Annotated in this window: 32 protein-coding genes and 1 pseudogene; 15 read left to right on the plus strand and 18 right to left on the minus strand. The window is 39.6% G+C overall.

The annotated features are described in order from the left end of the window. Window positions 1-150: 150 nt before the first annotated feature. From murI to MHB62_RS13345, 3 genes are all read left to right on the plus strand, one after another. Window positions 151-948 (plus strand): glutamate racemase, encoded by a 798-nt coding sequence (murI, locus tag MHB62_RS13335; RefSeq protein ID WP_015714374.1) that lies wholly within the window; start codon window positions 151-153, stop codon window positions 946-948. Between the two features lie 381 nt (window positions 949-1,329). After that, complete coding sequence (locus MHB62_RS13340; protein WP_015483480.1) at window positions 1,330-2,037, plus strand: YrpD family protein; 708 nt, start codon at window positions 1,330-1,332, stop codon at window positions 2,035-2,037. 466 nt (window positions 2,038-2,503) lie between these two features. Further along, entirely contained in the window at window positions 2,504-3,205 is a 702-nt protein-coding gene (locus MHB62_RS13345; protein ID WP_015714375.1) for a FadR/GntR family transcriptional regulator, read from the plus strand. A 99-nt stretch (window positions 3,206-3,304) separates the two neighbouring features. On the opposite strand, the gene MHB62_RS13350 is transcribed toward MHB62_RS13345, so the two are convergent. The 8 genes from MHB62_RS13350 to MHB62_RS13385 form a co-directional block, all read right to left on the minus strand. Beyond that, on the minus strand, window positions 3,305-3,481 hold the full coding sequence (locus MHB62_RS13350) for a GapA-binding peptide SR1P (protein ID WP_015714376.1): 177 nt from the start codon (window positions 3,479-3,481) through the stop codon (window positions 3,305-3,307). Between the two features lie 244 nt (window positions 3,482-3,725). Continuing rightward, window positions 3,726-5,066: an MFS transporter gene (locus MHB62_RS13355; protein WP_015714377.1), complete on the minus strand. Its 1,341-nt coding sequence runs from the start codon at window positions 5,064-5,066 to the stop codon at window positions 3,726-3,728. A 168-nt stretch (window positions 5,067-5,234) separates the two neighbouring features. Next, on the minus strand, window positions 5,235-5,993 hold the full coding sequence (locus MHB62_RS13360) for an SDR family NAD(P)-dependent oxidoreductase (RefSeq protein ID WP_015714378.1): 759 nt from the start codon (window positions 5,991-5,993) through the stop codon (window positions 5,235-5,237). Between the two features lie 22 nt (window positions 5,994-6,015). After that, entirely contained in the window at window positions 6,016-6,969 is a 954-nt protein-coding gene (locus tag MHB62_RS13365) for a transketolase family protein (protein WP_015714379.1), read from the minus strand. Then, the gene (locus tag MHB62_RS13370; RefSeq protein WP_029727162.1) at window positions 6,966-7,820 is read right to left on the minus strand and encodes a transketolase; all 855 of its coding nucleotides are present in this window, start codon (window positions 7,818-7,820) and stop codon (window positions 6,966-6,968) included. The genes MHB62_RS13365 and MHB62_RS13370 overlap by 4 nt, the downstream gene beginning before the upstream one ends. Before the next feature lie 403 nt (window positions 7,821-8,223). Next, window positions 8,224-8,793, minus strand: coding sequence for a flavin reductase family protein (locus MHB62_RS13375; protein ID WP_015714381.1), 570 nt, complete (start codon window positions 8,791-8,793; stop codon window positions 8,224-8,226). A 547-nt stretch (window positions 8,794-9,340) separates the two neighbouring features. Next, the gene (locus MHB62_RS13380; protein ID WP_015714382.1) at window positions 9,341-10,189 is read right to left on the minus strand and encodes a MerR family transcriptional regulator; all 849 of its coding nucleotides are present in this window, start codon (window positions 10,187-10,189) and stop codon (window positions 9,341-9,343) included. Between the two features lie 478 nt (window positions 10,190-10,667). Beyond that, the gene (locus tag MHB62_RS13385) at window positions 10,668-11,036 is read right to left on the minus strand and encodes an MmcQ/YjbR family DNA-binding protein (RefSeq protein WP_015714383.1); all 369 of its coding nucleotides are present in this window, start codon (window positions 11,034-11,036) and stop codon (window positions 10,668-10,670) included. A gap of 370 nt (window positions 11,037-11,406) precedes the next feature. On the opposite strand from MHB62_RS13385, the pseudogene MHB62_RS13390 reads away from it, so the two are divergent. After that, window positions 11,407-11,698: pseudogene (locus MHB62_RS13390) on the plus strand (phospholipid phosphatase); the annotation flags it as partial. 52 nt (window positions 11,699-11,750) lie between these two features. Beyond that, on the plus strand, window positions 11,751-11,879 hold the full coding sequence (locus tag MHB62_RS13395) for a hypothetical protein (RefSeq protein ID WP_015714385.1): 129 nt from the start codon (window positions 11,751-11,753) through the stop codon (window positions 11,877-11,879). Window positions 11,880-11,943: 64 nt separating this feature from the next. Here MHB62_RS13395 and MHB62_RS13400 read toward each other — a convergent pair whose 3' ends face one another. Beyond that, on the minus strand, window positions 11,944-12,699 hold the full coding sequence (locus tag MHB62_RS13400) for a metal-binding protein ZinT (RefSeq protein WP_015714386.1): 756 nt from the start codon (window positions 12,697-12,699) through the stop codon (window positions 11,944-11,946). A 132-nt stretch (window positions 12,700-12,831) separates the two neighbouring features. Next, a complete protein-coding gene (gene sigZ, locus MHB62_RS13405; protein WP_015714387.1) occupies window positions 12,832-13,362 on the minus strand; it encodes an RNA polymerase sigma factor SigZ in 531 nt (176 codons plus the stop codon). 135 nt (window positions 13,363-13,497) lie between these two features. On the opposite strand from sigZ, the gene MHB62_RS13410 reads away from it, so the two are divergent. Continuing rightward, window positions 13,498-14,478 carry an aldo/keto reductase gene (locus tag MHB62_RS13410; RefSeq protein ID WP_015714388.1) on the plus strand — a complete coding sequence of 327 codons (981 nt, stop codon included), beginning with the start codon at window positions 13,498-13,500 and terminating at the stop codon, window positions 14,476-14,478. A gap of 275 nt (window positions 14,479-14,753) precedes the next feature. Here MHB62_RS13410 and MHB62_RS13415 read toward each other — a convergent pair whose 3' ends face one another. Both MHB62_RS13415 and MHB62_RS13420 read right to left on the minus strand, forming a co-directional pair. Continuing rightward, window positions 14,754-16,070: a citrate:proton symporter gene (locus MHB62_RS13415; RefSeq protein WP_015714389.1), complete on the minus strand. Its 1,317-nt coding sequence runs from the start codon at window positions 16,068-16,070 to the stop codon at window positions 14,754-14,756. Window positions 16,071-16,184: 114 nt separating this feature from the next. After that, entirely contained in the window at window positions 16,185-17,054 is an 870-nt protein-coding gene (locus tag MHB62_RS13420; protein WP_015714390.1) for a LysR family transcriptional regulator, read from the minus strand. 142 nt (window positions 17,055-17,196) lie between these two features. On the opposite strand from MHB62_RS13420, the gene MHB62_RS13425 reads away from it, so the two are divergent. Then, a complete protein-coding gene (locus tag MHB62_RS13425) occupies window positions 17,197-18,300 on the plus strand; it encodes a 2-methylaconitate cis-trans isomerase PrpF family protein (protein WP_015714391.1) in 1,104 nt (367 codons plus the stop codon). Between the two features lie 281 nt (window positions 18,301-18,581). On the opposite strand, the gene csn is transcribed toward MHB62_RS13425, so the two are convergent. After that, window positions 18,582-19,397: a chitosanase gene (gene csn, locus MHB62_RS13430; RefSeq protein ID WP_015714392.1), complete on the minus strand. Its 816-nt coding sequence runs from the start codon at window positions 19,395-19,397 to the stop codon at window positions 18,582-18,584. Between the two features lie 442 nt (window positions 19,398-19,839). On the opposite strand from csn, the gene MHB62_RS13435 reads away from it, so the two are divergent. Together MHB62_RS13435 and MHB62_RS13440 are read left to right on the plus strand one after the other, a co-directional pair. Then, window positions 19,840-20,103, plus strand: a complete 264-nt coding sequence (locus tag MHB62_RS13435; protein ID WP_015714393.1) for a CD3324 family protein — start codon at window positions 19,840-19,842, stop codon at window positions 20,101-20,103. Between the two features lie 136 nt (window positions 20,104-20,239). Then, the gene (locus MHB62_RS13440) at window positions 20,240-21,055 is read left to right on the plus strand and encodes an alpha/beta hydrolase (protein ID WP_032722231.1); all 816 of its coding nucleotides are present in this window, start codon (window positions 20,240-20,242) and stop codon (window positions 21,053-21,055) included. A 407-nt stretch (window positions 21,056-21,462) separates the two neighbouring features. Here MHB62_RS13440 and MHB62_RS13445 read toward each other — a convergent pair whose 3' ends face one another. The 4 genes from MHB62_RS13445 to MHB62_RS13460 all read right to left on the minus strand — a co-directional run bounded on the left by MHB62_RS13445 (window position 21,463) and on the right by MHB62_RS13460 (window position 23,127). After that, window positions 21,463-21,819 (minus strand): SH3 domain-containing protein, encoded by a 357-nt coding sequence (locus MHB62_RS13445; RefSeq protein WP_004398671.1) that lies wholly within the window; start codon window positions 21,817-21,819, stop codon window positions 21,463-21,465. Between the two features lie 52 nt (window positions 21,820-21,871). Continuing rightward, the gene (locus MHB62_RS13450; protein ID WP_004399021.1) at window positions 21,872-22,231 is read right to left on the minus strand and encodes an SH3 domain-containing protein; all 360 of its coding nucleotides are present in this window, start codon (window positions 22,229-22,231) and stop codon (window positions 21,872-21,874) included. A gap of 263 nt (window positions 22,232-22,494) precedes the next feature. Next, entirely contained in the window at window positions 22,495-22,596 is a 102-nt protein-coding gene (locus tag MHB62_RS13455) for a hypothetical protein (RefSeq protein WP_121572432.1), read from the minus strand. Between the two features lie 144 nt (window positions 22,597-22,740). Continuing rightward, window positions 22,741-23,127, minus strand: a complete 387-nt coding sequence (locus tag MHB62_RS13460) for a VOC family protein (RefSeq protein ID WP_015251599.1) — start codon at window positions 23,125-23,127, stop codon at window positions 22,741-22,743. 273 nt (window positions 23,128-23,400) lie between these two features. On the opposite strand from MHB62_RS13460, the gene MHB62_RS13465 reads away from it, so the two are divergent. From MHB62_RS13465 to MHB62_RS13485, 5 genes are read left to right on the plus strand one after another with little or no spacing between them, the layout of a single operon-like run. Continuing rightward, window positions 23,401-23,646, plus strand: coding sequence for a hypothetical protein (locus MHB62_RS13465; protein WP_014477469.1), 246 nt, complete (start codon window positions 23,401-23,403; stop codon window positions 23,644-23,646). 17 nt (window positions 23,647-23,663) lie between these two features. Continuing rightward, entirely contained in the window at window positions 23,664-24,032 is a 369-nt protein-coding gene (locus MHB62_RS13470; protein ID WP_009967868.1) for a spore coat protein, read from the plus strand. An 18-nt stretch (window positions 24,033-24,050) separates the two neighbouring features. Beyond that, window positions 24,051-25,187 (plus strand): zinc-dependent alcohol dehydrogenase, encoded by a 1,137-nt coding sequence (locus MHB62_RS13475; RefSeq protein ID WP_015714396.1) that lies wholly within the window; start codon window positions 24,051-24,053, stop codon window positions 25,185-25,187. 18 nt (window positions 25,188-25,205) lie between these two features. Continuing rightward, window positions 25,206-25,403 carry a hypothetical protein gene (locus tag MHB62_RS13480; protein ID WP_014480384.1) on the plus strand — a complete coding sequence of 66 codons (198 nt, stop codon included), beginning with the start codon at window positions 25,206-25,208 and terminating at the stop codon, window positions 25,401-25,403. 15 nt (window positions 25,404-25,418) lie between these two features. Then, window positions 25,419-25,718 carry a spore coat protein gene (locus MHB62_RS13485; RefSeq protein WP_003246006.1) on the plus strand — a complete coding sequence of 100 codons (300 nt, stop codon included), beginning with the start codon at window positions 25,419-25,421 and terminating at the stop codon, window positions 25,716-25,718. A 255-nt stretch (window positions 25,719-25,973) separates the two neighbouring features. Here the strand turns inward: MHB62_RS13485 and adhR are convergent, their stop codons facing one another. Next, window positions 25,974-26,396 (minus strand): aldehyde stress transcriptional regulator AdhR, encoded by a 423-nt coding sequence (gene adhR / locus MHB62_RS13490; RefSeq protein WP_015714398.1) that lies wholly within the window; start codon window positions 26,394-26,396, stop codon window positions 25,974-25,976. Between the two features lie 182 nt (window positions 26,397-26,578). Between adhR and MHB62_RS13495 the strand changes: the two genes are divergently transcribed. Beyond that, window positions 26,579-26,773, plus strand: a complete 195-nt coding sequence (locus MHB62_RS13495) for a carboxymuconolactone decarboxylase family protein (RefSeq protein WP_014480387.1) — start codon at window positions 26,579-26,581, stop codon at window positions 26,771-26,773. Window positions 26,774-26,786 lie beyond the last annotated feature (13 nt).

Raw genomic sequence — 26,786 nt, forward strand, 5'->3', positions numbered from 1 at the left:
CTTATCTCCCCTTCTCAAGTTTTGCTGCCTATTCGAAAAATCGATAACTCCCATATTAAATTCGAATAGTAAAATGGTTCTTTTTCGTTTGATTCAGATGATATAAAGTCATATGATAAAAAAAGAATGAGACAGAAAGCGTGAGAAGTGATGAAAATAGGATTTTTTGATTCAGGAATTGGTGGCATGACTGTATTGTATGAGGCCATAAAAGTTCTTCCTTATGAAGATTACATTTTTTATGCAGATACGTTAAACGTTCCATACGGTGAAAAATCAAAGGGTAAAGTTAAAGAATATATTTTCAATGCAGCTGAATTTCTGGCCAGTCAAAATATCAAAGCTCTTGTTATTGCGTGTAATACAGCTACTAGCATTGCGATAGAGGATCTTCGGAGAAACTTCGACTTTCCGATAATCGGAATCGAACCCGCTGTAAAGCCTGCTATAAATAAATGTACAGAGGAAAGAAAAAGAGTTCTGGTAGTTGCTACTAATTTGACGCTTAAAGAAGAGAAATTTCATAATCTAGTTAAAGAAATTGATCACCATGACCTTGTTGATTGCTTAGCTCTTCCAGGACTAGTTGAATTTGCTGAGAACTTTGATTTTAGTGAAGACAAAATCATTAAATATCTAAAGAACGAACTATCTTCTTTTGATCTGAAACAATATGGAACGATTGTGTTAGGATGCACTCATTTTCCGTTTTTCAAAAACAGTTTTGAAAAACTGTTTGGGATAAAAGTTGATATGATTTCAGGCAGTGTCGGTACTGCAAAACAGTTGAAAAAAGTTCTTGCAGATCGTAACCAGCTTGGTAAAGGATCGGGCTCAATCACCTTTTTCAATTCTGGCCATAAAATTGTGGACCAAGTAGTCATATCAAAGTACAAAAGATTGTTTGAAATATTAGATGAAACTCAAAGGAGTCATGTTGGACATTGAATGTAAATGAAAAAGACAATCTCCTGAAGAGAAACATGAACTAAGAAGCGGGCTTAAAAAGCCCACTTTTTTTCTAACAAACAATTGAGTTATACACACATATCTGATTACAGTGTTTTCGCTCTTTCCCCTCTTATTTCTCCCCCATCTCTTATAGCTTTTCTATTTCAATAAAACACAAGTCTCGATTGAAAAGTTATCGTAACATTTACACTTCACAGGACATTTTTCGAGATTAGAAATCGACCGTTTGCCAGATACACAAAGTCATAATGTGTAAATTCTGTGTCTATTTTCATGTTGATTATGGAATTATTTTCATAATGTTTTATAATACAAGATGATAGCGTTTTCTAATTATAATGATAGGGGGAAATAATGATGATGAAAAAAGGACTGCTCGCGGGTGCGCTTACGGCAACTGTGCTTTTTGGCACATGTGCAGTAGATGTGCCGGGTATTATTAGTCCAAAAACCGCAGAAGCTGCATCACAGCTAACTGATGGAATCGGCGGAAGGGCTTACTTGAACAGCACTGGTGCCATTTTTGTTACGAAAATCCAGCTTCCTAGCTCCATTCAGGTTTCAAATGGGACAGCCTACATCTACTCTGGCTTTAGCGGGGGCACAGAATCCGATATCGGGTTTCAGTACAGTGATAAATATAACGTATGGAAACCATATATGAAAGTCGGTTCAAAAGGACAGGATCAGGTTCAGTACCTCGAAGGAGGAAGCCAATTCACGAATACGAAAGGCTTCCGTCCCGGCAGCACCGTACAACTTACCATCTACAAAAATCTTAACGGCAATACCCGCGCTACATACTGGGGCACGAACAATGCGGGATACAACGGCCGTCTCATTTCAGAAATCAGCAAAACAAATGTCGGCTCCATCTCCAAATGGAAAGCGCTTGCTACAGTTGCTACAACAGGTTCACGCCAATCTATCAAATCAAATTTTTCAACATCTTTTACAAACATCACCATCGACAACAAAGCAATAACACCTGTAATTGATACACAAGACTTCGCTAAAGTAACAGTCTCAGGCAACAGTGTCAGTTTATCCGTTGTGAAAAATTAAAACATGTTAAACACACTTAAAGGGGGCTTTAAAAGCCCCTTTTTCATTTCATTGTAAGGTGATAGGAGCAGCCCGCCTGGCAGCCAAGACAGCTAACGGATTGTACGGCAAAACCGCTTCAACGTAAGCGGTTCTTTTTAAAACGAATCACTTTTCTGTGTTCTCCTTCTTTTCAGCTACAAACTATGTGATAAGTGCGGAAAAATTAAGGTTCTCATTTACATTCTATTCCTCTGTTTTTTAAAGTTGTCTACTAGGCATACCGCTCTCTTAAGGATAAAAGTCATTGGATTGGCATCTCTTCTAATAAATCTTCTTTTGCTTTCATTCCCCTCTGATTTCAGCAGTATTAGTAAGCACAGAGGTTTTTTAGTTCCCGATTACATGAACGTATTGAGGAATAATTATTTTGCCCTTCAAATCTGAAAGGTATATAATATATATACTTGTATGACAATTGAAAGGAATGATTTTTATTAAATTCAATCCTGTTTCCAATAAAAAATTATACATACAAATTTATAATCAGATCCTTTCGGAAATTCAGTTAGGTTCTTTTAAAGTAGGAGATAAACTGCCTTCAGAAAGGGAACTATGCGAACAGTTTGGTGTCAGCCGCGCGCCGGTTAGGCAGGCTTTGAGTGCCTTGGAAATGAATGGTGTCATTTATTCTCGCCAGGGAGAAGGGGTGTTTGTTAAGAATACCACAATAACCAATGGGATTTCTGCTTCCATGGAGTCAGCATCTCCGGAAGATATTGTGGAAGCAAGAATGAACATTGAGCCTTTAATTATAAAATTTGCGGCTTTGAGAGCGACTGACGAAGATATTCGGGAGCTTAGGAAGACAATAAAAAAAATGGAAGAAGAAACGCTTTCTGGTGTATACGTTCCTGAAACTGACGAACAATTGCATATGGGGATTGCAAAAGCATCACATAATGATTTATTTATTACCTTCATGTCCGCTATCACGAATGCTATGAAGCAGCAGGAAATGTGGCGATTTATCCGTGACCGAACCGTTACTCGTTCAGAATACCGGGAAGTGAATTTCCAGGAACACAAACTGATTATTAAAGCGATTGAAGACCGTAACGAAAAAGAAGCTGTTGAACGAATGACTGCCCACATGCAGAACTTATATGATCGATATTGGAAAAGCTAAACTCTGTTATAAGAAGCCCCCTGTTTATAAAGGAAGAAATAAAAAATCGGGCGTATAGTGGCTACAAGCCGACCTCCATTTCTATACGCCTTTTCCTGCCTATTTTGCTTTTTGGTCTCCTGATCCTAAACATCTTTGACAAATACCATATAACACTTTAACACCTTCAGAACTATCAGCTGTATCGATCACTTTTTCACACACCTGGCATACAATCGTATCTTGTTGCACTTTCGATTTCTGTACCATGGTTTTATTGCCTCCAATCATTTTCATTTCATAAATGCCCTCATCAAATCAAGTCTTGATGGCCGCTTCCCCACAACGTCTGCACGTAGTGATAGTGCTTCGCAACTGTGACCACAGCCCGAATGACAGTATTCATTCCTGGATCATCCCTTTCGCTGATTAAGCCCCGAATTTTTATGGACACATATATTTTGCAAGATTTAGAATTTTCTATATCCCTAAAAATGACTGTTGTTATGAATATTACCCAGTACTCTTAATGAAATCTTTTTCAACCAGATTTTTCAATGCTGGATTTATATGTGGCATTTTTTACTTTAAGCGCTTTTCCAGACTGTTTCACTAGAAATACAAGAATAAAAGAAGCAAGGATCATGCTTAGGCCTAAGAAAATTATACTGATATTAAAAGAACCTGTCATATCTTTAATATAACCGACAATGTATGGACCGAAAAATCCGCCAAGATTTCCGATACTATTAATTAATGCTATCGCACCACCCGCTGCTGCTCCTGTTAAGAAAGAAGGCGGAATTGCCCAAAACGGAGAATAGGCACCAAAAGCGCCGCATAACGCAATTGTTAAAAATACAAATGCTAATATAACACTTGAATTTGCTACATAGCTGCTAATGACCATTGCAACAGCACTTACAGTTAAACAAACAGCTACATGCCAGAGCCTTTCGTTTTTCTTGTCAGAATGATTTCCAACGAAAATCATAACCACCATAGCACAGAAATACATAAACCCTAACAGCCAGCCCATCCCCTGCGTGCTTAGAGAAATCGTTTCAGATAATCCTTGTGAGATCGTCGGCAAGAACATGTTAATGCCGTAATATCCAATCATCCAGCAAAAATAACCAATCGATAGTATTAACACGTCCCGATCTTTTAAGGCTTGAGTAAATGTATAGTGCTTTACCTGTTCTTTTTCCATCCTTTCTTTTGTTGTTACGTTAATAAGCCACTGCTTTTCATCTTTATCCAGCCATTTCACATCTTCAATTTTGTCATCCAGGTAAAAAAATGCAATTACACCAAGAATAAGCGCAGGAATCGCTTCTAAAATAAACAGCCACTGCCATCCAGATATATCAAGCCACTCAATTCCTAAGAGAAATGTAGAAAGCGGAGAACCCAATGCATTCGCCCCGGGAATGGCCAGCATAAATCCAGCAATTGCTTTAGCATGGTGTTTCGTTTGATAAAAACCACTCAAATAAAAGACCATACATGGATAAAAACTAGCTTCTGCTGCACCTAATAAAAAACGTGCAGTATAAAACTGCCATGGTTCTTGTACAAAAGCCATTAATATCGCGATGATGGCCCAAGTGATCATAATCCGACTGATCCATTTTCTGGCTCCGATTTTTGTCATGATAGCACTACCCGGAACTTCTAATATGAAATAACCAAGGAAGAAGATCCCGGCTCCCAGTCCAAATACAGCATTTGAAAACCCTAGATCTTCATTCATCTGGAGAGCTGCAAAGCCGATATTAACTCGGTCTAAAATCGCGATAATAAAACATAAGAATAAAAATGGAATTAACCGAATTGTTACTTTACGAGTGGTTGAACGCTCTAATGCTAATTGGTCCAAGAAGATTCCCCCTTAACCCTAGTGTTGTCCTCCAAAGATAAAAGAATCATATTGTCTTCAGAAACAAAAGCCCCCTTTTGTTAAACGCTTACATTTTTTCTTTCGTTTTGTTTGGTCTTTAATAGAGAGGGTCAGGCATGTTAAACATACCAGCTCTGCATAGATCCATTAGTCCATATGTGAACCGCCATTAATATCAATTTCTTCCCCTGTGATGTAGGCTGCTTCTTTAGCAGCCAAAAACGTAATTGCGGCGGCAATTTCTTTTGTTTCACCCGGGCGACCCACGGGGATATTATCAATGACTTTTTTCGCATCTTCTTCAGAAAGTGATTTCCAAATGTCAGTATTTACAAGGCCTGGCGCTACGCAATTCACAGTTATACCATCCTTCCCTACTTCACGGGCAAGGTTTTTAGAAAAGCCTAATACGGCTGCTTTGGAAGCGGAGTAATGGGCACCGCCAAAAACGCCGCCGCCCCTTTTTGCAGATACAGAAGACAGGTTGATAATACGTCCATATTGCTGCTTTTTCATTGTTTCTAGAACTGCTTGTGTGCACAAGAACAACCCAAACATATTGACGTTAAATACCCTTGTCATATCTTCCAATGTCATATCCTGTACCGTTACTTTTTGAGAAATTCCTGCGTTATTCACTAAAATATCAATGCGGCCGAACGCTTCAAGTGTTTTGGCTATCATATGGTCAACTGATTCTTTATTCGTTACATTAACTTCTACACCAACCGCTCTCCCTCCGCTTTCTGTGATAGCTTCTACTGTATCCTGAATACCTGTCTGATTCATATCTGCTACTACAATTGAAGCTCCCTGTTTGGCAAGAGTTAATGCAATGGTTCTGCCGATTCCTTTTTTAGAACCGCTTCCTGTCACTATAGCTACCTGATTATTTAATGTAAACATGGCGTACTCCCACTTTCATGTTTTATATTCTAAGCATATCTTTAGCCGTTTTTATAATATTTTCGATGGTAATGCCGTTGATTTCCAGCAGCTTCTCATAAGGAGCCGATTCTCCAAATCGGTCCTGCACTCCGATTCGTTTGACTCTGCCCCGCCCTTCTTCGGCTGCTACTTCACATACAGCACTTCCCAGCCCGTTCAGGATGTTGTGATCCTCCACAGTCACGATATTGCCGAGATCCAAACACTCTACCACGGCTTCTCTATCTAAAGGCTTGATCGTATGCATGTCTAAAAGAGTTGCATAAATCCCTTGCTCTTCCAGCTGTTTGACCGCTTCTAAAGCAAGATATACTGTATCGCCATTTGCAATGATTGCGATATCTTTTCCGTGCTTTAATTGCTTGGCTTTTCCAATGATAAATTCTTCATTTTCGTCGTAAATAACCGGCACCGCGTCTCGGGTAAAACGCAGGTACATTGGACCGTACATATTCGCTGCCTGCCTGATCAGTTTTCTAGTTGAGTGGTAGTCAGCACCCATGATCACAGTCATATTTGGGAATGATCTTAATACGCCCATATCCTCAATCGCCTGGTGGCTTCCGCCATCATTTCCAGGTGTTAATCCGCCGTGTGAGCAGGCGATCTTTACATTCAAATTTGGATAGCAAACTTCTTGGCGAATTTGTTCCGCCATACGCAGCGAACCGAAGACAGCATAGGTGCTTACAAATGGGATTTTACCTGTTGTCGCCAAACCTGCTGCCAGGCCGGCACCGTTCTGTTCCGCAATCCCAACGTTCACATGCTGATGAGGGAGCTGTTTTATGAATTCTCCTGTTTTGCATGACTTGCCGATATCGATATCGATTACGTAAATATTTTTATTTTCTTTTCCCAATTGAACGATTTCATCACCAAAAGCTTCCCGTGTCGCTTTTTTCGTGATTAATGCTTTTTCGGTTTGGCTCATGATCTTAAACCCCCTGCCAGTTCCTCTAATGCTTGTTCGTATTCTTTCTCATTTGGCGCTACTCCGTGCCATGAGCAGATATTTTCCATGTAAGAAACGCCTTTGCCTTTAATCGTGTCTGCTACAATGCATTTCGGCTTTCCATTTTTCGTTTTTGTCACTTTGTCTAATATCTCTACAATCTCTTTCATCGAATGTCCGTCAATTCGCTTTGTTTCAAAACCAAACACTTCAAACTTTTTCTCGATGTCTTGCAGCGGCATTACTTCATCACAATAGCCATCAATTTGCAGGCGGTTATTGTCGACAAAAACAATTAAGTTATCAAGGCTGTATTTTACTGCGGTTTGAACCGCTTCCCAAATTTGTCCTTCTTGGCATTCTCCGTCGCCTACCATAGCGAATACCCGGTAGTCTTTGCCGTCCCGTTTGCCTGCAAGCGCCATACCCACGGCACAGGAAAGCCCTTGGCCCAATGAACCAGTTGAAATGTCGATTCCCGGGCATTTCTTCATATCAGGATGGCCTTGGAAAGGCGAGCCGTACCGCCTTAATTTGTATACGCTTTCATACGGGACAAATCCTCGCAGCGCTAAGGCAGCGTATTGAATAGGTGCCACATGGCCTTTCGATAAGACAAAACGATCCCGGTCTTCCCACTTGGGATTTTTAGGATCTATATTCATTTCTTTAAAATAAAGGGCTGTGATGATATCAGCAGCGGATAATGAACCTCCTGGATGCCCGGACTGGGCTTCGTAAATCATCGTTACCGCTGTTTTCCTAAGCTCAATGGCTTTCGCTTGCAGTTCTGCCAAACTTGCTTTTTTCACTCCGATCACCTCAGTCATTGTTTAAAATGTAAACTTATATTCTTAGTCACTTGTTAACTTGTAATACAAGTGACTTATGAGAACACTATACAATTCTTAACAGCGTTTGTCTACCGTTTTTTGAAAATTTTAAATTAAACCAATTGAAGCTTATATGCTAGACTAGACTCATTTTCAGATCCATAAATGCCCTCTAGTTACTACAACAGATAGTCTGCAAATGGAAATTTAAATACCTTTTCAGGGTAAAATGAATTGAGCCTTATAAATATAAAAAGACCGCAAAGCCTTCTTAAAGAGAAGCGTTGCGGTCTTTGAGTCTCTTTTTTACTTCGTATAAGTCAATAGATTTCCAGCGGAGTCCGCGGAAATACATTCATTGATTGGTTTCCTCTACTCTATGCGGAGAAACCTGAATGTTTCAATCAGTTTTGGGATAAAAAACATGTTGACGCTCCTCTGCTTGACTATTTAATATTCGATAGTTGGCCCCTCCAATATGAAGCGGAATATCCAGTTTTTCTAAATCTGGCATTCCATTTTTCAGGAAAAGCTCTTTATCTTGATATCTCTGTAAAACTTCTCCCACAATCCACTCTTGATCGCCCAACGTGGAAACACTGTGTACTTTACACTCATAAGCAAAATAAGCATCAGTTAAAATCGGCACCTCGGCTTTTAGCCCTTTTTCGTATTGAATATGAAATGCTTCAAACTTATTTATATCTCTACCACTACGGGTGCCTAATGCTTGAATTAATCCCGAACATCTCCCTGGAAGAAAATTCACACCGAAAATACCACTTTTCTCAATCAATTTGTAAGTATATGTCTCTTTGTTTACGGATATCCCATACATTCCTGGAGAAGATCCAATGTACGTATGCCACCCAGAAGACATTGCGTTTTTTTCACCTTCATATTGAGCCGTAACTACAGCTACCATTCCAGGGTAGGCGTACCAAATTGGTTCATCTATCGGTGCTCTCATCTTCATCGCTCCTTTTGTTTTAGATTTAATTTTTATTAAAATTTGAGATGCAGCAAAACAACAATGATAAAAGCTAACCCAGCAAATTAGAAGTACATGAGATGGTGGTCAGGGACTGAGGTGTCAGATGTCAATCAACCGATAATAAAGCAGTATCTCCATCGTATTTTTCGATTAAGTATGCAAAGGAGCAAGCTCTACACCGCACGCCCCGCCAAAAACAATAACACGATCAGGGCTGTGCTTTTGAATTAAACTTTTGGCAGACCGAGCTTGCTTTAATCAAAAACTCCTTCCAATAATCCCCTGCTCTTTTTCAAGATCCGCATCTAAATCGACAAGTACTTCTTCAAATGGGCCATTCGTTTTGGGAGCAAGTCAGTTTAATAAATGTGCTCCGAGTACGTAAGGGTTGTTACCGCCTTGCCATTGCGGCATGAGTAACCGAAGCGCATACCTTCTTTATTTGTCATTTTATACATCCTTCCTTTCATGAATGAATATGATGAACAAATCATAAACCCTATAGCAGCTATAGGGTCAAGGGTTAGTTATTTTTTAGCACTCTTAATTCTGTAAGGAAGTTTTCTTCTCTTAATGAGTTATAGTCGATTGGAAGAGAAACTTGATATACTTTTCCATCCGTTTGGATGCCGTGAGATTCAATATATTGATAAAGCTTTTGATAATACTCATCATAATTTTTTGCAGACCAATTAAATGCAATACATACATATTCACCAGATGGGATCGTATCTAACCTCATGTTTTTTTCTCCTATGTCTATTTTTTTCCCACTGCAAACAGTCGTATAAATACTATTGCAATAAATTTCACGAGAATCCTTATAGGGCTTGAAATCATAAATGAATCCATAATAGTTATCTATTACATCCCCTATTTTTTCGACAACGTCAGCCAGCTTTCTGTAATACAAATCGGATTGATTATGAGGATTAACTTGAGGCGTCTCTACTTTTAATATTGTTTGTTTATCTATATACCGAAAATAAACGAAACCTTCATCTTTTTTACTGCATATTTCTAATTGTTCATTAAGCTGTTTTCGTCTCCTATGAAGTAATTGACGAGCACGTTCGAGCTTTTCCATTTCTTGCACAATAACGCTTTCTTTCTCCTCAAGAAAGTATTGCATATCTTCTGGGGTGCAAGTATATGAGCTGAAACGCTTAATTTCTTCTAGAGGTGTCCTAATATATTTTAGATACTTGATAACATCTAAATAAAAGAACTGTTTGACATGATAATACCGATAACCATTATCCTGATCTGTATAATAAGGCTTGAAAATTCCGATCCTATCATAATAGCGCAATGTTTGAATTGAGATGTTATTTAGACGGGCTGTTTCGCCAATTGTAAAATATTCCTTCATCCATCTCATCCTTTCGTCTTAGCTCTAAGAATTCTTTCTTCACTATACACGGTTACCTTCAAAATCTTAACTGAGCAATCTTGAGAGCAATCTGTTATCTTCTTTTTCGTTTTCTTAAAAAGATCCGCCAAGAAATGATCTTTCCAGTTTCATAACAATTGCATGTTAAGCAGGAAAAGTATTGACCCTATCGTCACAACAGGGTTTATGATTTGTTACGCAACTTTAAAATAGTTGGAAAAAGGAGGGGGAGTGTCTGTCAGAAGATGTTTAAAGTATCCACTGTAGTCGTGGCTGAGTTTATGAGGCAAGTCATTCAAGACTGACAGGCATAGATGATGTAAATGGGTCAGGTCGTTACATATAATTGAACTTTTTAAAAAGCTTAATCCTTAAAAAGATTAAGCTTTTTTCCTTTCCAATGCTCACCTTATAGATTCCATATCAAGACGCAAGGCTCTTATAGCACTTCAAGGCTTTACATATTACATCCCCTCTCCCTCGGGCCTGTCGCATACTTGGTTTTAGTTAACATGTAGCTTTGTGTTATCATATCGTATATGTCTTTATCTGAGACAGTTCCGTCAAGAATGATAGAATTCCAATGCTCTTTATTGAGATGAAATGCTGGAACGACCGAAGTGTATTTCTGTCTCCAAAAATCGAGAAAACCGGGTTCACACTTCAAATTGATCCAAATATAATCATTTTTTTTAAATATCCACGCAAACACCTTTCTGTTTTCTATGTGTCGCATTAACGTCCAATTTTTATCACGAAACGGGTAATCTTCATATACATTTTTAAAGCTCAAACAATAATCAATTGCTTCCTCTCTATTTTTCATTGCTTGCCTCTCCTTCTACATATAAATAACTGCCTAAAGTTTTTTCTTTAGCAATTGATTTCCTCTACTTTATTTAACAATAATGAATATGTGAATAAAAGAACTATGATTAACAATTTGCAGATCGGGCAGTAAATTAAAAATTCAGTTGCTTTTTTCTGAAAGCTACTTTAGCTATTCGGGCGCATTGGACAAACAGAGGCTTTCGTTGGTACCCCTGCCTTTCTTCGGCAATCCGCTAGCCTGTTTACCGGCATCATCAACCGATAAACATAAACAAGCTGGCAGCAATAAGCACCAGCTTGAAACATATTCTTTATGAAGTGGCTCCCCCAACTGATCAATTGCCCCTTGTTGGATGCCAACATTCATTGCAGAACGCCGTACTTTCAGAGAGGAAAATGCCGCATATTTTGATATCGCAGAAATCAGGCTACAGTGTAATTGACGGTCTTGGTCCACTTACCAATGTATATCGAATGAAGGCGGGGGCGACGACAACGATTAACAGGGTCCCGGCAAATGCCACGATAAAAAAATATAATGATAAAGGAACCAATTCCGGCAGCACGAGCTCCAGTCTCGGCAGCATCGTGAGTTTGGTCAATACGTTACGCGGACCCTATTCTTCAACGAACCCGGCTAAGGGATATTTTCACTTTGTTAATGCAATAACGTTGTTTTATTAATGTTTTGTTTATTTTTTAGGAGTCAATGAAAAAGAAGTTACCGCTGGCGGAGAGAGAAAACAGACAAAAAGCTGCTGGCGAAGAGTCAGCAGCTAACACAGGAGCATTTAAGCATTTCACCTCTATAAAGGACAGGCGCCATTTTCCACATTGATAAATGGCTGTTGCAGAACAGCTTTATGATAAAAGAACACCATACTTCATAGAGTAATCATCATTTAATGAGCCATCATCTCATGGGCAATATCGTGTCCATCCATTTTTGACAGGTAGTAGGTAGGCCAGTTTTTGACTTCATCAAGTAAAGCTTCACGGTCGTCCCCCCAATAGAGATGGTAATGACTAGCTTTAGTCGGGTAAATACTATGATCACTAAACTGAATATACTGAGGCAGCCCTTCTGCTTTTTTAGCTAGTTTGAATATGTATCTTACCCCTCTATTGCCCGCATCATAGGTTAGAATTTCGTATCCGTCATACGTATACTTACCAGAATATTCTTTTCCATTTTTGAAGAACGTTACAGTATCTTTCTGAATTACAATACGGTCAACATCTGTTTGATAGCCTTTTTTATAATACTCTTTATATTCTTCAGCTGTCTTGCCGCCTTCGTGTTCTGATTTATATGAAAACACTTCGTCAAGAGTACCATCTTGCAGGTATGGATATACAGATTGCCAATCTCCTTCCCAATCAGAAAGTAAGCGATCCTTTACTTGGCTGTTTTTAAAATAGCCTTCATATATTTTTTCTGTTTCTTCATCATGCGCATGACTATGATCGTGAGAATGTTCTTGTGTATGACTGTCAGATGTTTGCTCTTGCGTTTTGGAAGAGTCTTCTTCAACTGCTGAGGATGATGTTGTTTGATTAGACTCACCTGCAGAAGAACCGGAAGTCTGACATCCTGCCAATACGAGTAATGAACCAATCGTTAATATGCCTAGCCGCTTTGAAAATAAAATGTTCATTCCAACACTCCTTTTTATTAAATCGAAAACATTACGATTTATATTATACATACATCTCTTGCAAACATCAAAGGGAAAATGCTCTTCATGCGGATGGACTATTTTAAAGGAATAACTGACTTTGTTCATCAGTTATTCCTTTAAAATACGAAAGTCTACGATATTTCCATATCGATCCGCTTCAATATGACAGCACCCCTCAAGCAGCTGTTTTAATTTTCCCCGTCCGCGTTGTACCCTTGATTTTGCTCCTGAGTAAGAAATGCCGAGCTTTTCACTCAACTCTTTCTGTGATAACCCCTGAAATTCAGTTAACTCGAGCGCCTCTCGATACTTTTCAGGCAACCGTTTGATGGTCGATCGAATACACACAGCTGCTTCCTTGGTGAAATTTTCTTCCTCTGCACGGTTATTAAAATGTAGATCATCAGGCAATATTTCGCTTGTTTTTTTTGTACGGTAAAAATCAATAATCGTATTTCTAGTGATCCGATAAATCCAGCTGTCGATCTTTTGTTCATCGATCAGATTTGGGAGATGCACTTGTATTTTCATAAATACGATTTGCAAGAGGTCATCAACGATAGATTGATCGTTAACCCTTTGTGAAATATATGTTTTTAACGGCTGATGAAATTGATCCCATAGATCCTCTATATTCATTTGAAAAAACCTCCTATAATTTTGCGTCTGCTTTACATTTGCTTCGTCTTTTTAATCGTAACAAAGAGCGAAACAATTGTTGAATCAATTGTATTGCAGCTGTTGCAAAAAATAATGATAAAGGAGAGGTTTGTTGTGGAGTATACCTATTTAGGGAGAACAGGATTGCGGGTGAGCCGTTTATGTTTAGGCACGATGAATTTTGGAGTTGATACAGACGAAAAGACTGCGTTCCGTATCATGGATGAAGCGCTTGATAACGGCATCCAATTTTTTGATACTGCCAATATTTACGGCTGGGGCAAAAACGCAGGATTGACAGAGAGCATCATTGGAAAATGGTTTGCACAAGGAGGACAGCGCCGCGAGAAAGTTGTTCTGGCGACAAAAGTATATGAACCGATTTCTGATCCGAATGACGGGCCAAATGATATGAGGGGCGTGTCTCTATACAAAATCAGACGTCACCTGGAAGGATCACTGAAGCGGCTTCAGACAGATCATATCGAATTGTACCAAATGCATCATATCGATAGGCGGACACCGTGGGATGAGATATGGGAAGCTTTTGAGAGTCAGGTTCGCTCCGGCAAAGTAGACTATATTGGATCCAGTAATTTTGCAGGCTGGCATTTAGTTAAAGCGCAAGCTGAAGCTGAAAAACGGCGATTCATGGGACTTGTCACTGAACAGCATAAGTATAGTTTATTAGAACGAACAGCTGAGATGGAAGTGCTGCCGGCTGCACGGGATCTTGGTTTAGGAGTAGTGGCGTGGAGTCCCCTTGCAGGAGGGCTTCTTGGCGGGAAGGCATTGAAAAGCAATGCCGGAACTCGTACAGCAAAAAGAGCAGATTTAATTGAAAAACATCGTTTGCAACTCGAGAAATTTTCAGATTTATGCAAAGAACTAGGAGAAAAAGAAGCAAATGTGGCTTTGGCATGGGTGCTGGCAAATCCAGTTTTAACTGCGCCGATCATCGGACCCCGAACGGTTGAGCAGCTGCGTGATACGATAAAAGCCGTTGAAATCAGTCTGGATAAGGAGATTCTCCGCATGTTAAATGATATCTTTCCCGGACCTGGAGGAGAGACACCTGAGGCATACGCCTGGTGATACATTCATTACTCAATACTGACATTTTTCTTAAATATTTATACTGAACTATCATATTAGGAAAGACAAGAGCTTGTTTGTCTCTTGTCTTTTCCACATCATGTTGAAAATGCTGGCTAAACATCGACAAAAATGCTGCCGCTTCTAAAAAAGAACCCTAAACAATAGAGTAACTGGAAAGACAACTGGCTTAATCAGCTTGGGACCCCTTTCAGCTGTATTTAAATCAATCAAACTAATGATTCATTGGCAGTCTAAATATTATTATTGTTTCTTTACAAAATAGTAATAGCCCCTGTAATGATTGCTAACAACGTAATAACTAATGATGTAATTACAGCCCACTTAACGGCAAACCTTTGAAATGACCCCAAGTCCATTTTAAGCATGCTTACTAACAGTAGTGTTGACGCAACTAATGGACTCATCAGATGAACCGGCTGCCCCATTATAGAAGCCCTCGCAATTTCTACTGGTTCTATACCATATGCTGAGGCAGCTTCTGCAAAGATAGGTACCATACCAAAGTAATATGCATCATTTGATAAAACAAAAGTAAACGGAATACTAGTGAGTGCTACAATAACGGGGAAAAACCCTCCCATTGATGAGGGAATAACGGATATTAATGATCCTGCTATGGCATCCACCATCTTTGTCCCGGATAATATACCAGCAAATACTCCTGCTGAAAATACCAATAATACTACAGTTATGGCATTACCAGAATGCTCGGCGATTCGCTCCTTCTGCATTTTTACATTCGGATAATTTATAGTAAGGGCAAGAACAAAACCAATTAAAAATAAAACTGACGGATGCTTAGTTCCAAGCACAATAAACACCATGATACTTATAACGAGGAATAAATTAAGATATATTAAGCGTGGCCTTTTCAATTGCTCGCTCTCCAAACTAGCAGCCATATAAGATTGAGAGCTGTCCTTTGTTATATGTCTAGGCTCTAATTGAACGATGCCTATTCGATTCCTCTCTTTCCTTCCCATTAGAAAAGCCAGAAATATCACACAAGCAATACCTCCAAGCATGGTCGGAAGTAATGGCACAAAAAAATCTGAAGGATCCAAACCCAGCACTGAAATCGCTCTTGTAGCTGGTCCGCCCCATGGAGTCATTCCGCTAACGATACTCAACGACAGCATTGCTAATGTCGCCATAACCATGGGATTCATACCAATTCTTTTATACAAAGGTAACATTGCTGAGACTGTTATCATATAGGTTGTTGTACCGTCCCCATCTAAAGCGATAAGCATTGCCAAGACGGCAGACCCTATCGCTATTTTCACAGGGTCTCCCTTTACTATAGATAAAATTTTTTCTATTAGCGGATCAAATAAACCTGCATCAATTAAAATTCCGAAAAAAAGAATAGCAAACAATAGCAATGCCGCTGAACTTGCAACTGTTTGAATTCCTTCTAAAATCATGTCGCCAATATCCTTACCAAAACCTCCAATAAGAGCAAAAACAATGGGAGTGATGGTCAAGGCAACAATTGGCGAGACTTTCTTTGTCATTATTAATATTGTAAAAACAGTTACCATCGAAAAACCTAAAATAGTAAGCATATTACACCTCCAAGAATACGCTTTCAAATGACTTTTGATTAACATATCTTATACGGTGTAATAAGTTAAATAAATATTTTTTTACTGTATTCCAAAAAAAATTCTATCATAACTTTAAATGGTTACCATTTGTTCACCCTTTAAAAAATCAATGAATGCTTTAACGAGTTTGATTCCTAATGATTTTTGATCGTACATTAGCCAAGTATCTCTCATTAGAGGCTTACCCTTAGCATTATACAGTTCCATTGTGTACAAATGATCAGATTCCTGCAGGCAAATTTCTGGTGCTATGGAGTAACCAAGACCATGCTTTACCATCTCTTTGCAAGTCTCTTGTCGATCCACTTCCATTGCAATAATGGGGGCTTGTTTTAGATTCGTATGCATCCAATCTTCTATAATCGTTTTTAAAGAAGCATCCGTTTTATATTTGATAAAAGGTAAAAAAGGAAGCTGCTCTATCGTTATTGGTTTTTTTGAGATGATATGTAATTTTTCCCGTGTCAGCCGTTCCTCCACCCCTTTCCAGCGATGGCTTCCTCTCAGTATACCGACTTGTACAATACCAGCATCTAATAATTTCATGACATCTGTGCTCCAGCCTGTTTGTACACTATATTGGACATTAGGATACATAGTGGAAAATTCCCTTAATAACTTAGGGAGCTTATATTGAGCGAAATTGCTTGATACCCCCAGCCTTAGATGTCCTTGCACCTCTTTGCTTAGATTAGAAATATGATCTTTGGTATCTTGAAGTTCCTGTAGCATTCTTCTTGCATAAGCAACCAAGTGTTCTCCTTCCGCAGTAAAGGTAATTCCTTTATGCCTTTTGGTGAATAATTCAATTCCGAAAATCTCCTCAATCTTATTCAACCGATAAGTGATGGAAGGCTGTGATGTAAATAATCGTTCTGCTGTTTTTGTTACACTTTGTTCTTCGCGAAGAATTTTCAATAAAATCCAATCTTTCTCATCCATTTTCATCTTCCTTTCTAGTCCTTTTTTGACAATTATAAAAGTTTTTTTATTGAATATTAAGAAAACTTATATTTTATTTTTATTTTTTTACCTTCTACACTGAAAAACATAAAACACTACCTTTCAGATGAGGATGATGACGATGGTCAAGACGAATGTAACAATCATGAGAGGCGGAACAAGCAAAGGAATTTTTTTCCATGAATCAGCCATGCCTAACAATAAAAACGAATGGGAGCCCTTTTTGCTTGATATCATGGGAAGTCCTGATAAAAGACAAATAGATGGTTTGGGTGGCGGCAATTCTCTTACTAGCAAAGTGGCGATAATCAAGAAAGCACATACCTCGGATATTGATGTTCACTATACTTTCGGTCAAGTCAGCATTTCAGAAGAAAAAGTGGACTTTAAGGGGAACTGCGGAAATATCTCCGCTGCTGTTGGGCCATTTGCTATCGAAGAAGGACTTGTAAAAGCGACAGAACCAATGACTGCGGTAAGGATCCTGAATACCAATACGAATAAAATGATCATTGCGGAAGTGCAAGTGGAAGACGGTCAGGTCAAATATGACGGAGATGTTACGATATCTGGAGTGCCTGGATCTGGATCTCCAATCTATTTAAACTTTCATGATGCCGCTGGTTCAGTTACCGGTCATTTATTGCCTACTGGAAATAGTTCGGAGTTTTTAGATACAAGTCAAGGCCAAATAGAGGTGTCTATTATCGACTATGCAAATCCATTAGTTTTTGTGGAAGCGAGCAGTATCGGCCTGGATGGAACGGAACTTGCAGAAGAATTTACTGATCTACAGTTGGCTCAATTTGAAGAATTAAGATCCATTGCGGCAGAGAAATGCGGCTTTGCCAGTCGATTTTCAGCTACAAAGTTATCACCGGCTGTCCCCAAACTGGCTATAGTATCAAAACCAGAGAAATATAAGGATAGTACAGGTGCTTGGCATTCAAACGTTGAGATGGACTTACACATCAGGATGATGTCCATGCAAAAGCCACATCAAGCACTGGCTGTCACTGGAGCGATATGTACAACAAGAGCCCTTTCAGTGGAAGGTGCAATCCCTGCAAGAATAGCAAAAAACCACTCTACAAAGGTTCGGCTAGCTCATTCTTCTGGTATTATTGAAACAATGGTGGAGCCCACTGGTATAAAGATCGTCCGTACCGCACGACGTATTATGGACGGAACAGTTTATACGCATGGAGACTATCAAATGATGTAGATGGACTGTGCAAAAAGCCTCCCCCTTTCCATCGTTAATAGATGGATTGAAGGCGCCTTCTTGCACAGATCCATTGTAATCCGGCATGGCTTTAAAAAAAGCCTCTATATTGTTATTGTTTTACATGAAATCGCCAATGTCCTTTAAGGTATCTGCCTCAAGCCTGACCTAATCATTATAGAGAATTGAATACTTTTTACTGCAAATAAAAAGATACCAACATACATCATTGGTATCTTTTAGATTGAGTTCAATCCGCAGCGGTTTCTTTTCCTTACTGCTTATTTGATTACGAAATTACCGTACTCGTTTGAACGAACATGAATCGGTCCGTTTAAATTGTAATTGTTCTCCTTGGCGATAGATCGAAGCACGTCCACACGGGCAACTGATTCTCTCCATTCGTCACGGGTGTCATGATTGGCCGGATTCATCAGATCGTCATAGCGTACGTCCAAGAATTTATTTAACCACTTCTTCTCGTCTATTCCGTCTTTAGGTGATCCGCCCGCTTTTTTGTTCGTACGTTTAATCAAGGCATAAAAAGAGTCAGGGTCATCACCATCGCCATGCTGAATAACCGTATCGTACATCACAGCTCTTGCCAATGCTGTTTTTAGTCCGGCATTATCCGATCGTTTCATGGCAGGCTGATAATACAAACGGTCATTTACTTTGTCTTGAGCGGCGCGAAATTCCTTATCATTTGCAAGCGACTTCCAGGCAGAAGCGAATCCCTTGAGATTGCTTGTATCATCGCTTTCTTCCTTGGCCAGACGGCGCAATTCAGGCAGATACTTTTTCAGTTTGTTATTCGGAACTGCCTTTGTGTATACTTCCACTACTTCCAATGCATCCCCGGTAGCCGTTGTAAAGCCTGCCCGTCCGCATGTATAGCCTCGCCCGTCATCCAATCGCTCTACATATCCATATTGGATCTCCGTTGTGCCGTTTTCAAAGATACTTGTCAGCTGTTCCGCCCGGCGCTTTTGATCTTTATTCAGTCCCGCCGCAAAAACCGTTTCGCTCATCATCAGGGTAAAAAACATGGTGAAAACAAGTAATGAGATCGCTGCTTTTTGCATACTGATTTTCATTGCACTTCCCCTTTCTAAATATTGTAAATACAGACTCAGTATACATGAAGAGACTGCCCTATTGTTGAAAATACATCAATTCGTCAATATTTTGAATCTAAAGTAATATAGCTTGAATCTTACTCTTTTCATTGCCAATCAGCCTTAGCCCCTCTCACTGGGAAGGTCCCTTGATTTTCATACTGCTTCAACTTTCATTAACAAGATGCCATAAGGCTTTACTCTATTTTATAATGGAAGTGATCATCGAAAATCGTTAGGGAGGTGATGTAAATGGCAAGCAAGATGAGAATGCCAGATTCCGCAACGTCCCATGCAAAGCCTATTATTGGGAAGGCGATACTTTGCATGGGGTAGACTTTCTAAAAGATCGCCCTAGTAAGCTTTTCTGATATAGTGGCTTTGCACCTTATTTAACATAAAAAATAAGGAGCTGGCAGAAATGACATATGTAAAAGCAACCGCTATTTTACCTGAAAAGCTGATATCGGAAATTCAAAAGTATGTTCAAGGAAAAACATTATATATCCCTAAAACTGAATCCTCTCATCAAAAATGGGGTGCGTGTTCAGGAACAAGAAAGCTGATCGATGACAGAAACGCTTCTATTAAAAAAGCATTTAAAAACGGAAAAACCATTCATAATTTATCTGATGAATATCACCTCTCTATTGAAACAATAAAAAAAATTGTCTACTCTAAATAAACAAAACGGAAGCACTGATGAAATATAATCAGTGCTTTTTTTATGGCGAGTTTGTTTCTTAGTTATTTCCTGCATATGAACATTTTGGCCAATTGTGTAAAGTTAAAGGAGATGAGAAGAAAGGAAGGTCCTACAAATGACGATAAACAATGGAACGTTGCAAGTACCCGGCGCGAACATCCACTATAAAGTGCGTGGCGCAGGTCCAATCATTCTTTTAGTCCACGGCGGAGGCGGTGATGCCGACAAGTTCCATCATATTGCCAATCATCTGGCTAACAGGTACACGGTTGTTACTTATGATCGCCGCGGCCATTCCCGCAGCAATCTCGCCAATCAGATTGAGGATTACCGTGTGGAAACACACAGTGACGATGCTCACAGTCTTCTAGCCAAAATCACCAATAAGCCGGCATACGTATTTGGAAGCAACTCCGGGGCTGTTATCGGGCTTGATCTGTGCATACGCCATCCCGAACAAGTACATGTCATGATCCCACACGAACCAATCTTATTGCAGCTTCTGCATGGAAATGAGCTGAAACAAGCCGAGCAATTTATGGAAGACCTTAAGAAAAATCATCGAAGTGAAGTCATTAAGTTAATGTCAAGATTAGAGACAGACGAACAATCAAAGGCTGTGCTGACAAAGCGGCTTCTCGGCAATTCAACGTATTTCACTGAGTATGAAATTCAAGGAATTCTCAACTATACATTAGATTTCGAAGCATTAAAAACTGTGTTTACATCTTCACCGATGAAGGTACTCCCAGCTGGCGGAAGTGCTTCTCGGGAGCTTTTTCCTTATCGTTGCGCGAACGCCCTAGCGGAACAATTGAAAACAGAATTGGTTGAATTCCCCGGAAATCATACGGGGTACACAATATACCATAAAGAATTTTCTGAGAGGTTACACGACATGTTAGAAAAAGAAAAGAAACATACGTGTTAAGGATTGATTAAAATTTTCAAAATAGGACAGGTAAAACTAACTATGGAATTGGAGAAGATTTCACGAAGCGTAAAAAGAACTTTTCACTAACGAGAACGCAATGTGAGATGTTTAACCAAAGTGATATTAGGGATTTCATCGAAAAATAGGTTTGTACATTACGTTCTCCTATTGATTATTTCCTATCTTAATTCCGTATTTTATACCATTAGATACAACTCTAAAGCGGCTCGTTATTTTGTCCTCAACAACAACCAGTGTCTAACATCATGAATCTCTTTGGAAAATCACCACAAATGCAGGTATGGAAGACTTCATCGCAGCAAAAACCATACCAACTATTGTTGTTGGTATGGTTCGTCCTAGATAGGCCCTTAAGAAGAGATTCTATTGTACGGAGTATTTAGCTAATTGCATTTGTAACCGACAGGGCCGTCTGAACCTGTGTACACATATGTGTCAGACACATATCCAATATTCACGACACCCCGGGAATCTTTCCACTGGATTTGGTCCCAGATATTACTCGTTCCATACTTCCCTGTAACAGTCGTTCCATAAGCGTAACAATAATAAGGAACACGGGAGCCGCTCGGAATGGAAAGCATAATAGGATAATTTGTACCAGGACCGCTGCGCATATTGACAGGCGCACCGCTGCTTGTTGAGACAGTAAAGTACTGCACGGCAAGTGCCTGACTGGAAAAAATGAATAAAGATGCAATCATCACGGTTAACATACTCAGCATTTTCAGTTTAGTCAATGTCATCCCTCTTTCTTCAATTCCTTCATTTTAAGAAACGATAGAACATATGCTACCAGCTGCATTTAGGAACAACCGGACCGTCTGAGCCTGTATACATATATGTATCAGAGACAAATCCAGGAACGATCTCCCCGCTGGCAAGCGTCCGCTCTGTGTAATTCCAAATATTACTCGTTCCATACTTTCCAGTTACAGTTGTACCGGTTTTGTAGCAATAGATCGGGATGCGGGTTCCGCTCGGAATAGTCGTTACAATTCCCCAACTTGTACCTGGGCCGCTGCGCATATTGACAGGCGCACCGCTGCTTGTTGAAACCGTATAATACTGAGCTGCAAGTGCATGGCTAGAAAAAATGAACACAGATGCAATCATCACCGTTAGCATACTTAGCCTCTTTAGCTTATTCACCTTATACCCTCCCCTTATAAATGCCGTACGTTTGACTTTCTTACATCCAGTTAAGGATTTACTTTCAGATACCATGCCCCCTCCCCTCCCATATATTTATCAATGTACCATAAACTAGATCTTTCAAAAGTGGAATTATTCCTATGTTTTCGACAATTAAGGATACAAAATAAATGGTAGTCAGGCTTGATATTGATGGTGTGTTACATTTGGCATTTGTCCAGTCGGTAATCACGATTGACAATCAGGAAAAAGGACATGGATCAAGCGGTTTCGTGTCCACCAATTAACTCAATCAGTGTACTTCTGCCTTGTATCCACGCTTCTTCTCGATTCATAGATACTCCACCTTTTTCACCAATCAAAAACGGACACCAAACAAATCAGCGTAAATGCTGCAAGTTCAGTGTCCGCAACCTATTATGACTTTGCTTTCTTTTACCAGGGCGTATAAAAATGATTAGGTACGTTATCAAACGTTATATTCTATGATTTTGCGAGTCGAAAAATCATAACATTTTATATATTTCAATCAGATTATGATCTGGATCTCTGAAGTGAGCAACTCGGGCACTCCATTCCTTGCGATCATGCGGTTTATTCACACATTTAACTCCTTTTTCGTGTAAATCGTCATATGTTTTATCAACATCTTCTACCTTAAACTGAAGCAAAAATTTTGATTGAGCTTCTCCTTCCAACGATTTTTTTTCCTCTCCAACGATTTCAGCCATCGTTTCTCGAGATAAAAGCTCTATTTTCGTTTCCCCATTATCAAAGAGTGCATATTCCATTTCATTCTCTAACCAACTTATTGGAAGTCCTAATGAATCTTTGTAAAACTCGACGCTTTTCTTAAAATCATTCACCAACAGTCTAATTTGTAACAGCTTCATATCGAGTGCCTCCTATAAAACCATACTTTTTACTGGTCATCCAATTTAATGATACAAAAGGAAACCTGACAGCACTATGTCAAGTTTCCATAAATAAATTTCCTACTTCACCTTTATTTCAGATTTAAGTGCAGTTTATTCCATGTCATAAGAAATGTACGCTAACGAGCAAAAACAGCGATTCTTAAAACAAAAAATGATACCGAGTGTATTTTCTGTATGCTTCAACTTCATTTCGGGAAATGTAACGTTGATAAAGGAGGTTACATCAATATGGATCATCAAACATTGGCAGCTCACGAGGCTGTTGACTTACATGAAATCGTGAACTTTAAAACACTTTGTATAGCGAAATCAAAGTTAATGCAAGGGCTTGTGTTTGACCAAGAACTGAAGGACTTGATGCAAAAAGATGTGCAGCAATCCATTCAAGACCTTACTGAATTACAGGCGGTTTATGAGCGTGCCTCATTTCAGGCCCCTGTCCCTCAAAGCCGCCCAACGCCAATCATCAATTGAAAGGAAGGTAAGCCTCTTTGAATAATGATCATTTAGACCCCATTAATTCGCTGAATGTGCCTGAACTAGCAGACACTACATTCGCGATGGATTTTCTTATACGAGCTAAGGAAGGCGTAAGGAATACTGCTGTAGCTTTGACAGAAACCGCTTCACCAGATGTAAGAGCCTTGCTGCGGAAACAGCTGATGCAAGGAATTGCAATGCACCAAGAGATTACGGAACTGATGATCAGCAAAAAATGGTTCCACCCATATGAGCTGAGCGAACAGTATAAGCTGGATCAGCTCTCTGCAAAAAACACGATCATGGTCGGCAATATGAACCTCTTTCCTGATGAAACAAATCGTAAAGGGATGTTTGACCGGACACCTGATGAACACTAACACTGGAGGTTTTACAGCATGAAGGCAGTAACGTATCAAGGCATTAAAAATGTTGTTGTCAAAGATGTTCCCGATCCAAAGATTGAAAAATCAGATGACATGATTATCAAAGTCACCAGTACAGCCATTTGCGGATCAGATTTACATTTAATCCATGGATTCATTCCGAATATGCAAGAAGACTATGTCATCGGCCATGAACCGATGGGAATCGTCGAAGAAGTTGGTTCTGGTGTGACTAAACTAAAAAAGGGAGATCGGGTAATTATTCCCTTTAATATAGCATGCGGGGAATGTTTTTTTTGTAAAAACCAGCTGGAAAGCCAATGTGATCAGTCTAATGACAATGGGGAAATGGGTGCTTATTTCGGCTATTCAGGGCAAACTGGCGGTTATCCAGGCGGGCAAGCTGAATATTTAAGAGTGCCGTTTGCGAATTTCACCCATTTTAAAATCCCTGAATCTTGTGAGGAACCCGATGAGAAATTAAGCGTGATTGCCGATGCCATGACCACCGGCTTTTGGAGTGTGGATAATGCCGGCGTAAAAAAAGGCGATACAGTTATCGTTCTCGGCTGCGGACCAGTCGGCCTGTTTGCTCAAAAGTTTTGTTGGCTAAAAGGCGCAAAACGCGTCATAGCAGTTGACTATGTAAACTATCGCTTACAGCATGCGAAACGTACAAACAAAGTAGAAATCGTTAATTTTGAAGACCATGAGAATACAGGGAATTATTTAAAGGAAATCACGAAAGGCGGAGCGGATGTAGTCATTGACGCTGTTGGGATGGATGGTAAAATGAGCGATCTCGAGTTCCTTGCCAGCGGATTAAAGCTTCATGGCGGAACAATGAGTGCATTGGTCATTGCCTCTCAAGCTGTTCGCAAAGGAGGAACCATACAAATTACAGGTGTGTACGGAGGCAGATATAACGGTTTTCCGCTAGGAGATATTATGCAGCGAAACATCAATATACGCTCTGGACAGGCTCCTGTGATCCACTATATGCCGTACATGTTTGAACTAGTATCAACGGGAAAAATTGACCCGGGAGATGTTGTCAGCCATGTCCTGCCGCTTAGTGAAGCCAAGCATGGCTATGACATTTTTGATTCAAAAATGGATGATTGTATCAAAGTTGTGTTAAAGCCTTAAAAAACGGAGGTTACAGAAATGGAATACGCCTTACACGAAGTGCTTGAGGTTCAGGAAATGACTGCATTTAAGACACTTTGTTTGACGAAATCTAAAACAATGAAAGCACTGGTATCTGATCCGAAGCTGAAAGAAATCATGCAGCAAGATGTTGATATCACCACACGCCAGTTGCAGGAATTTGCCTCTATTTTATCTAATGCAAAGCACGAATGAGGAGATGAATAAATCATGAATCCTATCATAGAATATCTGACTGGCATGAATGTTCTAACAGACCAAATCATTGCTATGGACTTATTAATTTCAGCAAAAAACGGAGTCAGAAATTATGCGATGGCAGCCACTGAAGCCGGAACACCTGAAGTAAAAGAAGTCCTTATCCGCCATTTGGAAGAAGCACTCGATATGCACGAACAACTCTCAAGCTATATGATGGAAAAAGGCTGGTACCATCCTTGGAACCCAGACGAACAAGTCAAGCTGAATTTAAAAAATATTGATACAGCCATTCAATTGCCAACCCTTTAACATACAATGACTGATTTGCTGAGGAACAGTATTGATTGGCCACAACTGTTCCTCAGCTTCAAGTTGAATCGCCATGAGCACTGTTTTTTTCGGGCTTAACCCGCTTTTCCCCATCTGATCTCCGATAATGTTTGCAAATTCTCCAATCAAATAAGAATTCGTAACCACCTCTTTTTATGCGATTTCTTGATGGAGAAAACAGGCCAGAAACAAAATCCTTCGTTTTTGACCTGCCCTCTTCACACGCAAAGAATGCTACCTTCTTTGCTCCACTGATCCGTGAAGACTTTCCGTTTTAGGCCTGCTTTTGAGCTTTGCCTCGTTTTCGCGCAATTTCCCATCATAATCTTTAATTTTTGTGTCTAATCTTTTAATTGTTTTCTCAATTTCTTTCCGCTTCTCTATCAGCCGCTGTCGTTCGTCAGCCAGGATATTTTTTCGAGCTTCTACTGTACGGTCACCTTCGGTAAATAATGTTGTATATTCAATTAGCGCTTCTATCGATAGTCCCGCATTTCGCATGCATTTAATGAATTCAATCCATTTGATATCTTCTTCATCATAGTCGCGAATGCCGCTGTTTTTTCGTTTTACAGGCGGGATTAATCCTACACGTTCGTAATATCGGAGTGTTGCGGCTGTCAGGCCAAACTGCTTTGCCACCTGAGCAATATTCATGATCTTCACCTCTCTATCCTGTATGTTGTGAAGGTAACACTTAAAGTTAACTTTAAGTCAAGCTCAAAACAAGTGGTTAGCTGCTGAATCTGGGTTTATATATTCGGGACTTGCCTTAAAGCACACTTTAAACTCTATACTTCTCCATGCACTAAAAACAGTGTAGTTGGAGGGATTGTTGAATGGCAAATAAACACACTGCCGGAAGAGAACAATTAGGAGAATTTGCGCCAAAGTTTGCTGAACTTCATGATGATGTTCTATTCGGTGACATTTGGGCAAGAGAAGAAGAACTTTCATCCCGGGATCGCAGCATGATTACAGTTTCTGCATTAATTGCTGACTGTTTCTCAGCTTATAAATCAGGTTCATTTTAAATGGTTTTTAAAA

The organism is Bacillus sp. FSL K6-0255 (assembly GCF_045040725.1).
GTDB classification, from domain to species: domain Bacteria; phylum Bacillota; class Bacilli; order Bacillales; family Bacillaceae; genus Bacillus; species Bacillus subtilis.

Coding starts and splice junctions, on each gene's coding strand:
- MHB62_RS13435 (WP_015714393.1), top strand. CDS start 19,840: ATGACATATGTAAAAGCAACCGCTATTTTACCTGAAAAGCTGATATCG.
- MHB62_RS13395 (WP_015714385.1), top strand. CDS start 11,751: ATGAAAAAGAAGTTACCGCTGGCGGAGAGAGAAAACAGACAAAAAGCT.
- MHB62_RS13420 (WP_015714390.1), bottom strand. CDS start 17,054: ATGGATGAGAAAGATTGGATTTTATTGAAAATTCTTCGCGAAGAACAA.
- MHB62_RS13440 (WP_032722231.1), top strand. CDS start 20,240: ATGACGATAAACAATGGAACGTTGCAAGTACCCGGCGCGAACATCCAC.
- MHB62_RS13485 (WP_003246006.1), top strand. CDS start 25,419: ATGAATCCTATCATAGAATATCTGACTGGCATGAATGTTCTAACAGAC.
- MHB62_RS13415 (WP_015714389.1), bottom strand. CDS start 16,070: ATGCTTACTATTTTAGGTTTTTCGATGGTAACTGTTTTTACAATATTA.
- csn (WP_015714392.1), bottom strand. CDS start 19,397: ATGAAAATCAGTATGCAAAAAGCAGCGATCTCATTACTTGTTTTCACC.
- MHB62_RS13460 (WP_015251599.1), bottom strand. CDS start 23,127: ATGAAGCTGTTACAAATTAGACTGTTGGTGAATGATTTTAAGAAAAGC.
- MHB62_RS13475 (WP_015714396.1), top strand. CDS start 24,051: ATGAAGGCAGTAACGTATCAAGGCATTAAAAATGTTGTTGTCAAAGAT.
- sigZ (WP_015714387.1), bottom strand. CDS start 13,362: ATGAATATAGAGGATCTATGGGATCAATTTCATCAGCCGTTAAAAACA.
- adhR (WP_015714398.1), bottom strand. CDS start 26,396: ATGAATATTGCTCAGGTGGCAAAGCAGTTTGGCCTGACAGCCGCAACA.
- MHB62_RS13480 (WP_014480384.1), top strand. CDS start 25,206: ATGGAATACGCCTTACACGAAGTGCTTGAGGTTCAGGAAATGACTGCA.
- murI (WP_015714374.1), top strand. CDS start 151: ATGAAAATAGGATTTTTTGATTCAGGAATTGGTGGCATGACTGTATTG.
- MHB62_RS13425 (WP_015714391.1), top strand. CDS start 17,197: ATGGTCAAGACGAATGTAACAATCATGAGAGGCGGAACAAGCAAAGGA.
- MHB62_RS13400 (WP_015714386.1), bottom strand. CDS start 12,699: ATGAACATTTTATTTTCAAAGCGGCTAGGCATATTAACGATTGGTTCA.
- MHB62_RS13350 (WP_015714376.1), bottom strand. CDS start 3,481: ATGAAAATGATTGGAGGCAATAAAACCATGGTACAGAAATCGAAAGTG.
- MHB62_RS13345 (WP_015714375.1), top strand. CDS start 2,504: ATGATTTTTATTAAATTCAATCCTGTTTCCAATAAAAAATTATACATA.
- MHB62_RS13495 (WP_014480387.1), top strand. CDS start 26,579: ATGGCAAATAAACACACTGCCGGAAGAGAACAATTAGGAGAATTTGCG.
- MHB62_RS13375 (WP_015714381.1), bottom strand. CDS start 8,793: ATGAGAGCACCGATAGATGAACCAATTTGGTACGCCTACCCTGGAATG.
- MHB62_RS13360 (WP_015714378.1), bottom strand. CDS start 5,993: ATGTTTACATTAAATAATCAGGTAGCTATAGTGACAGGAAGCGGTTCT.
- MHB62_RS13385 (WP_015714383.1), bottom strand. CDS start 11,036: ATGAAAAATAGAGAGGAAGCAATTGATTATTGTTTGAGCTTTAAAAAT.
- MHB62_RS13365 (WP_015714379.1), bottom strand. CDS start 6,969: ATGAGCCAAACCGAAAAAGCATTAATCACGAAAAAAGCGACACGGGAA.
- MHB62_RS13370 (WP_029727162.1), bottom strand. CDS start 7,820: ATGACTGAGGTGATCGGAGTGAAAAAAGCAAGTTTGGCAGAACTGCAA.
- MHB62_RS13465 (WP_014477469.1), top strand. CDS start 23,401: ATGGATCATCAAACATTGGCAGCTCACGAGGCTGTTGACTTACATGAA.
- MHB62_RS13340 (WP_015483480.1), top strand. CDS start 1,330: ATGATGAAAAAAGGACTGCTCGCGGGTGCGCTTACGGCAACTGTGCTT.
- MHB62_RS13380 (WP_015714382.1), bottom strand. CDS start 10,189: ATGAAGGAATATTTTACAATTGGCGAAACAGCCCGTCTAAATAACATC.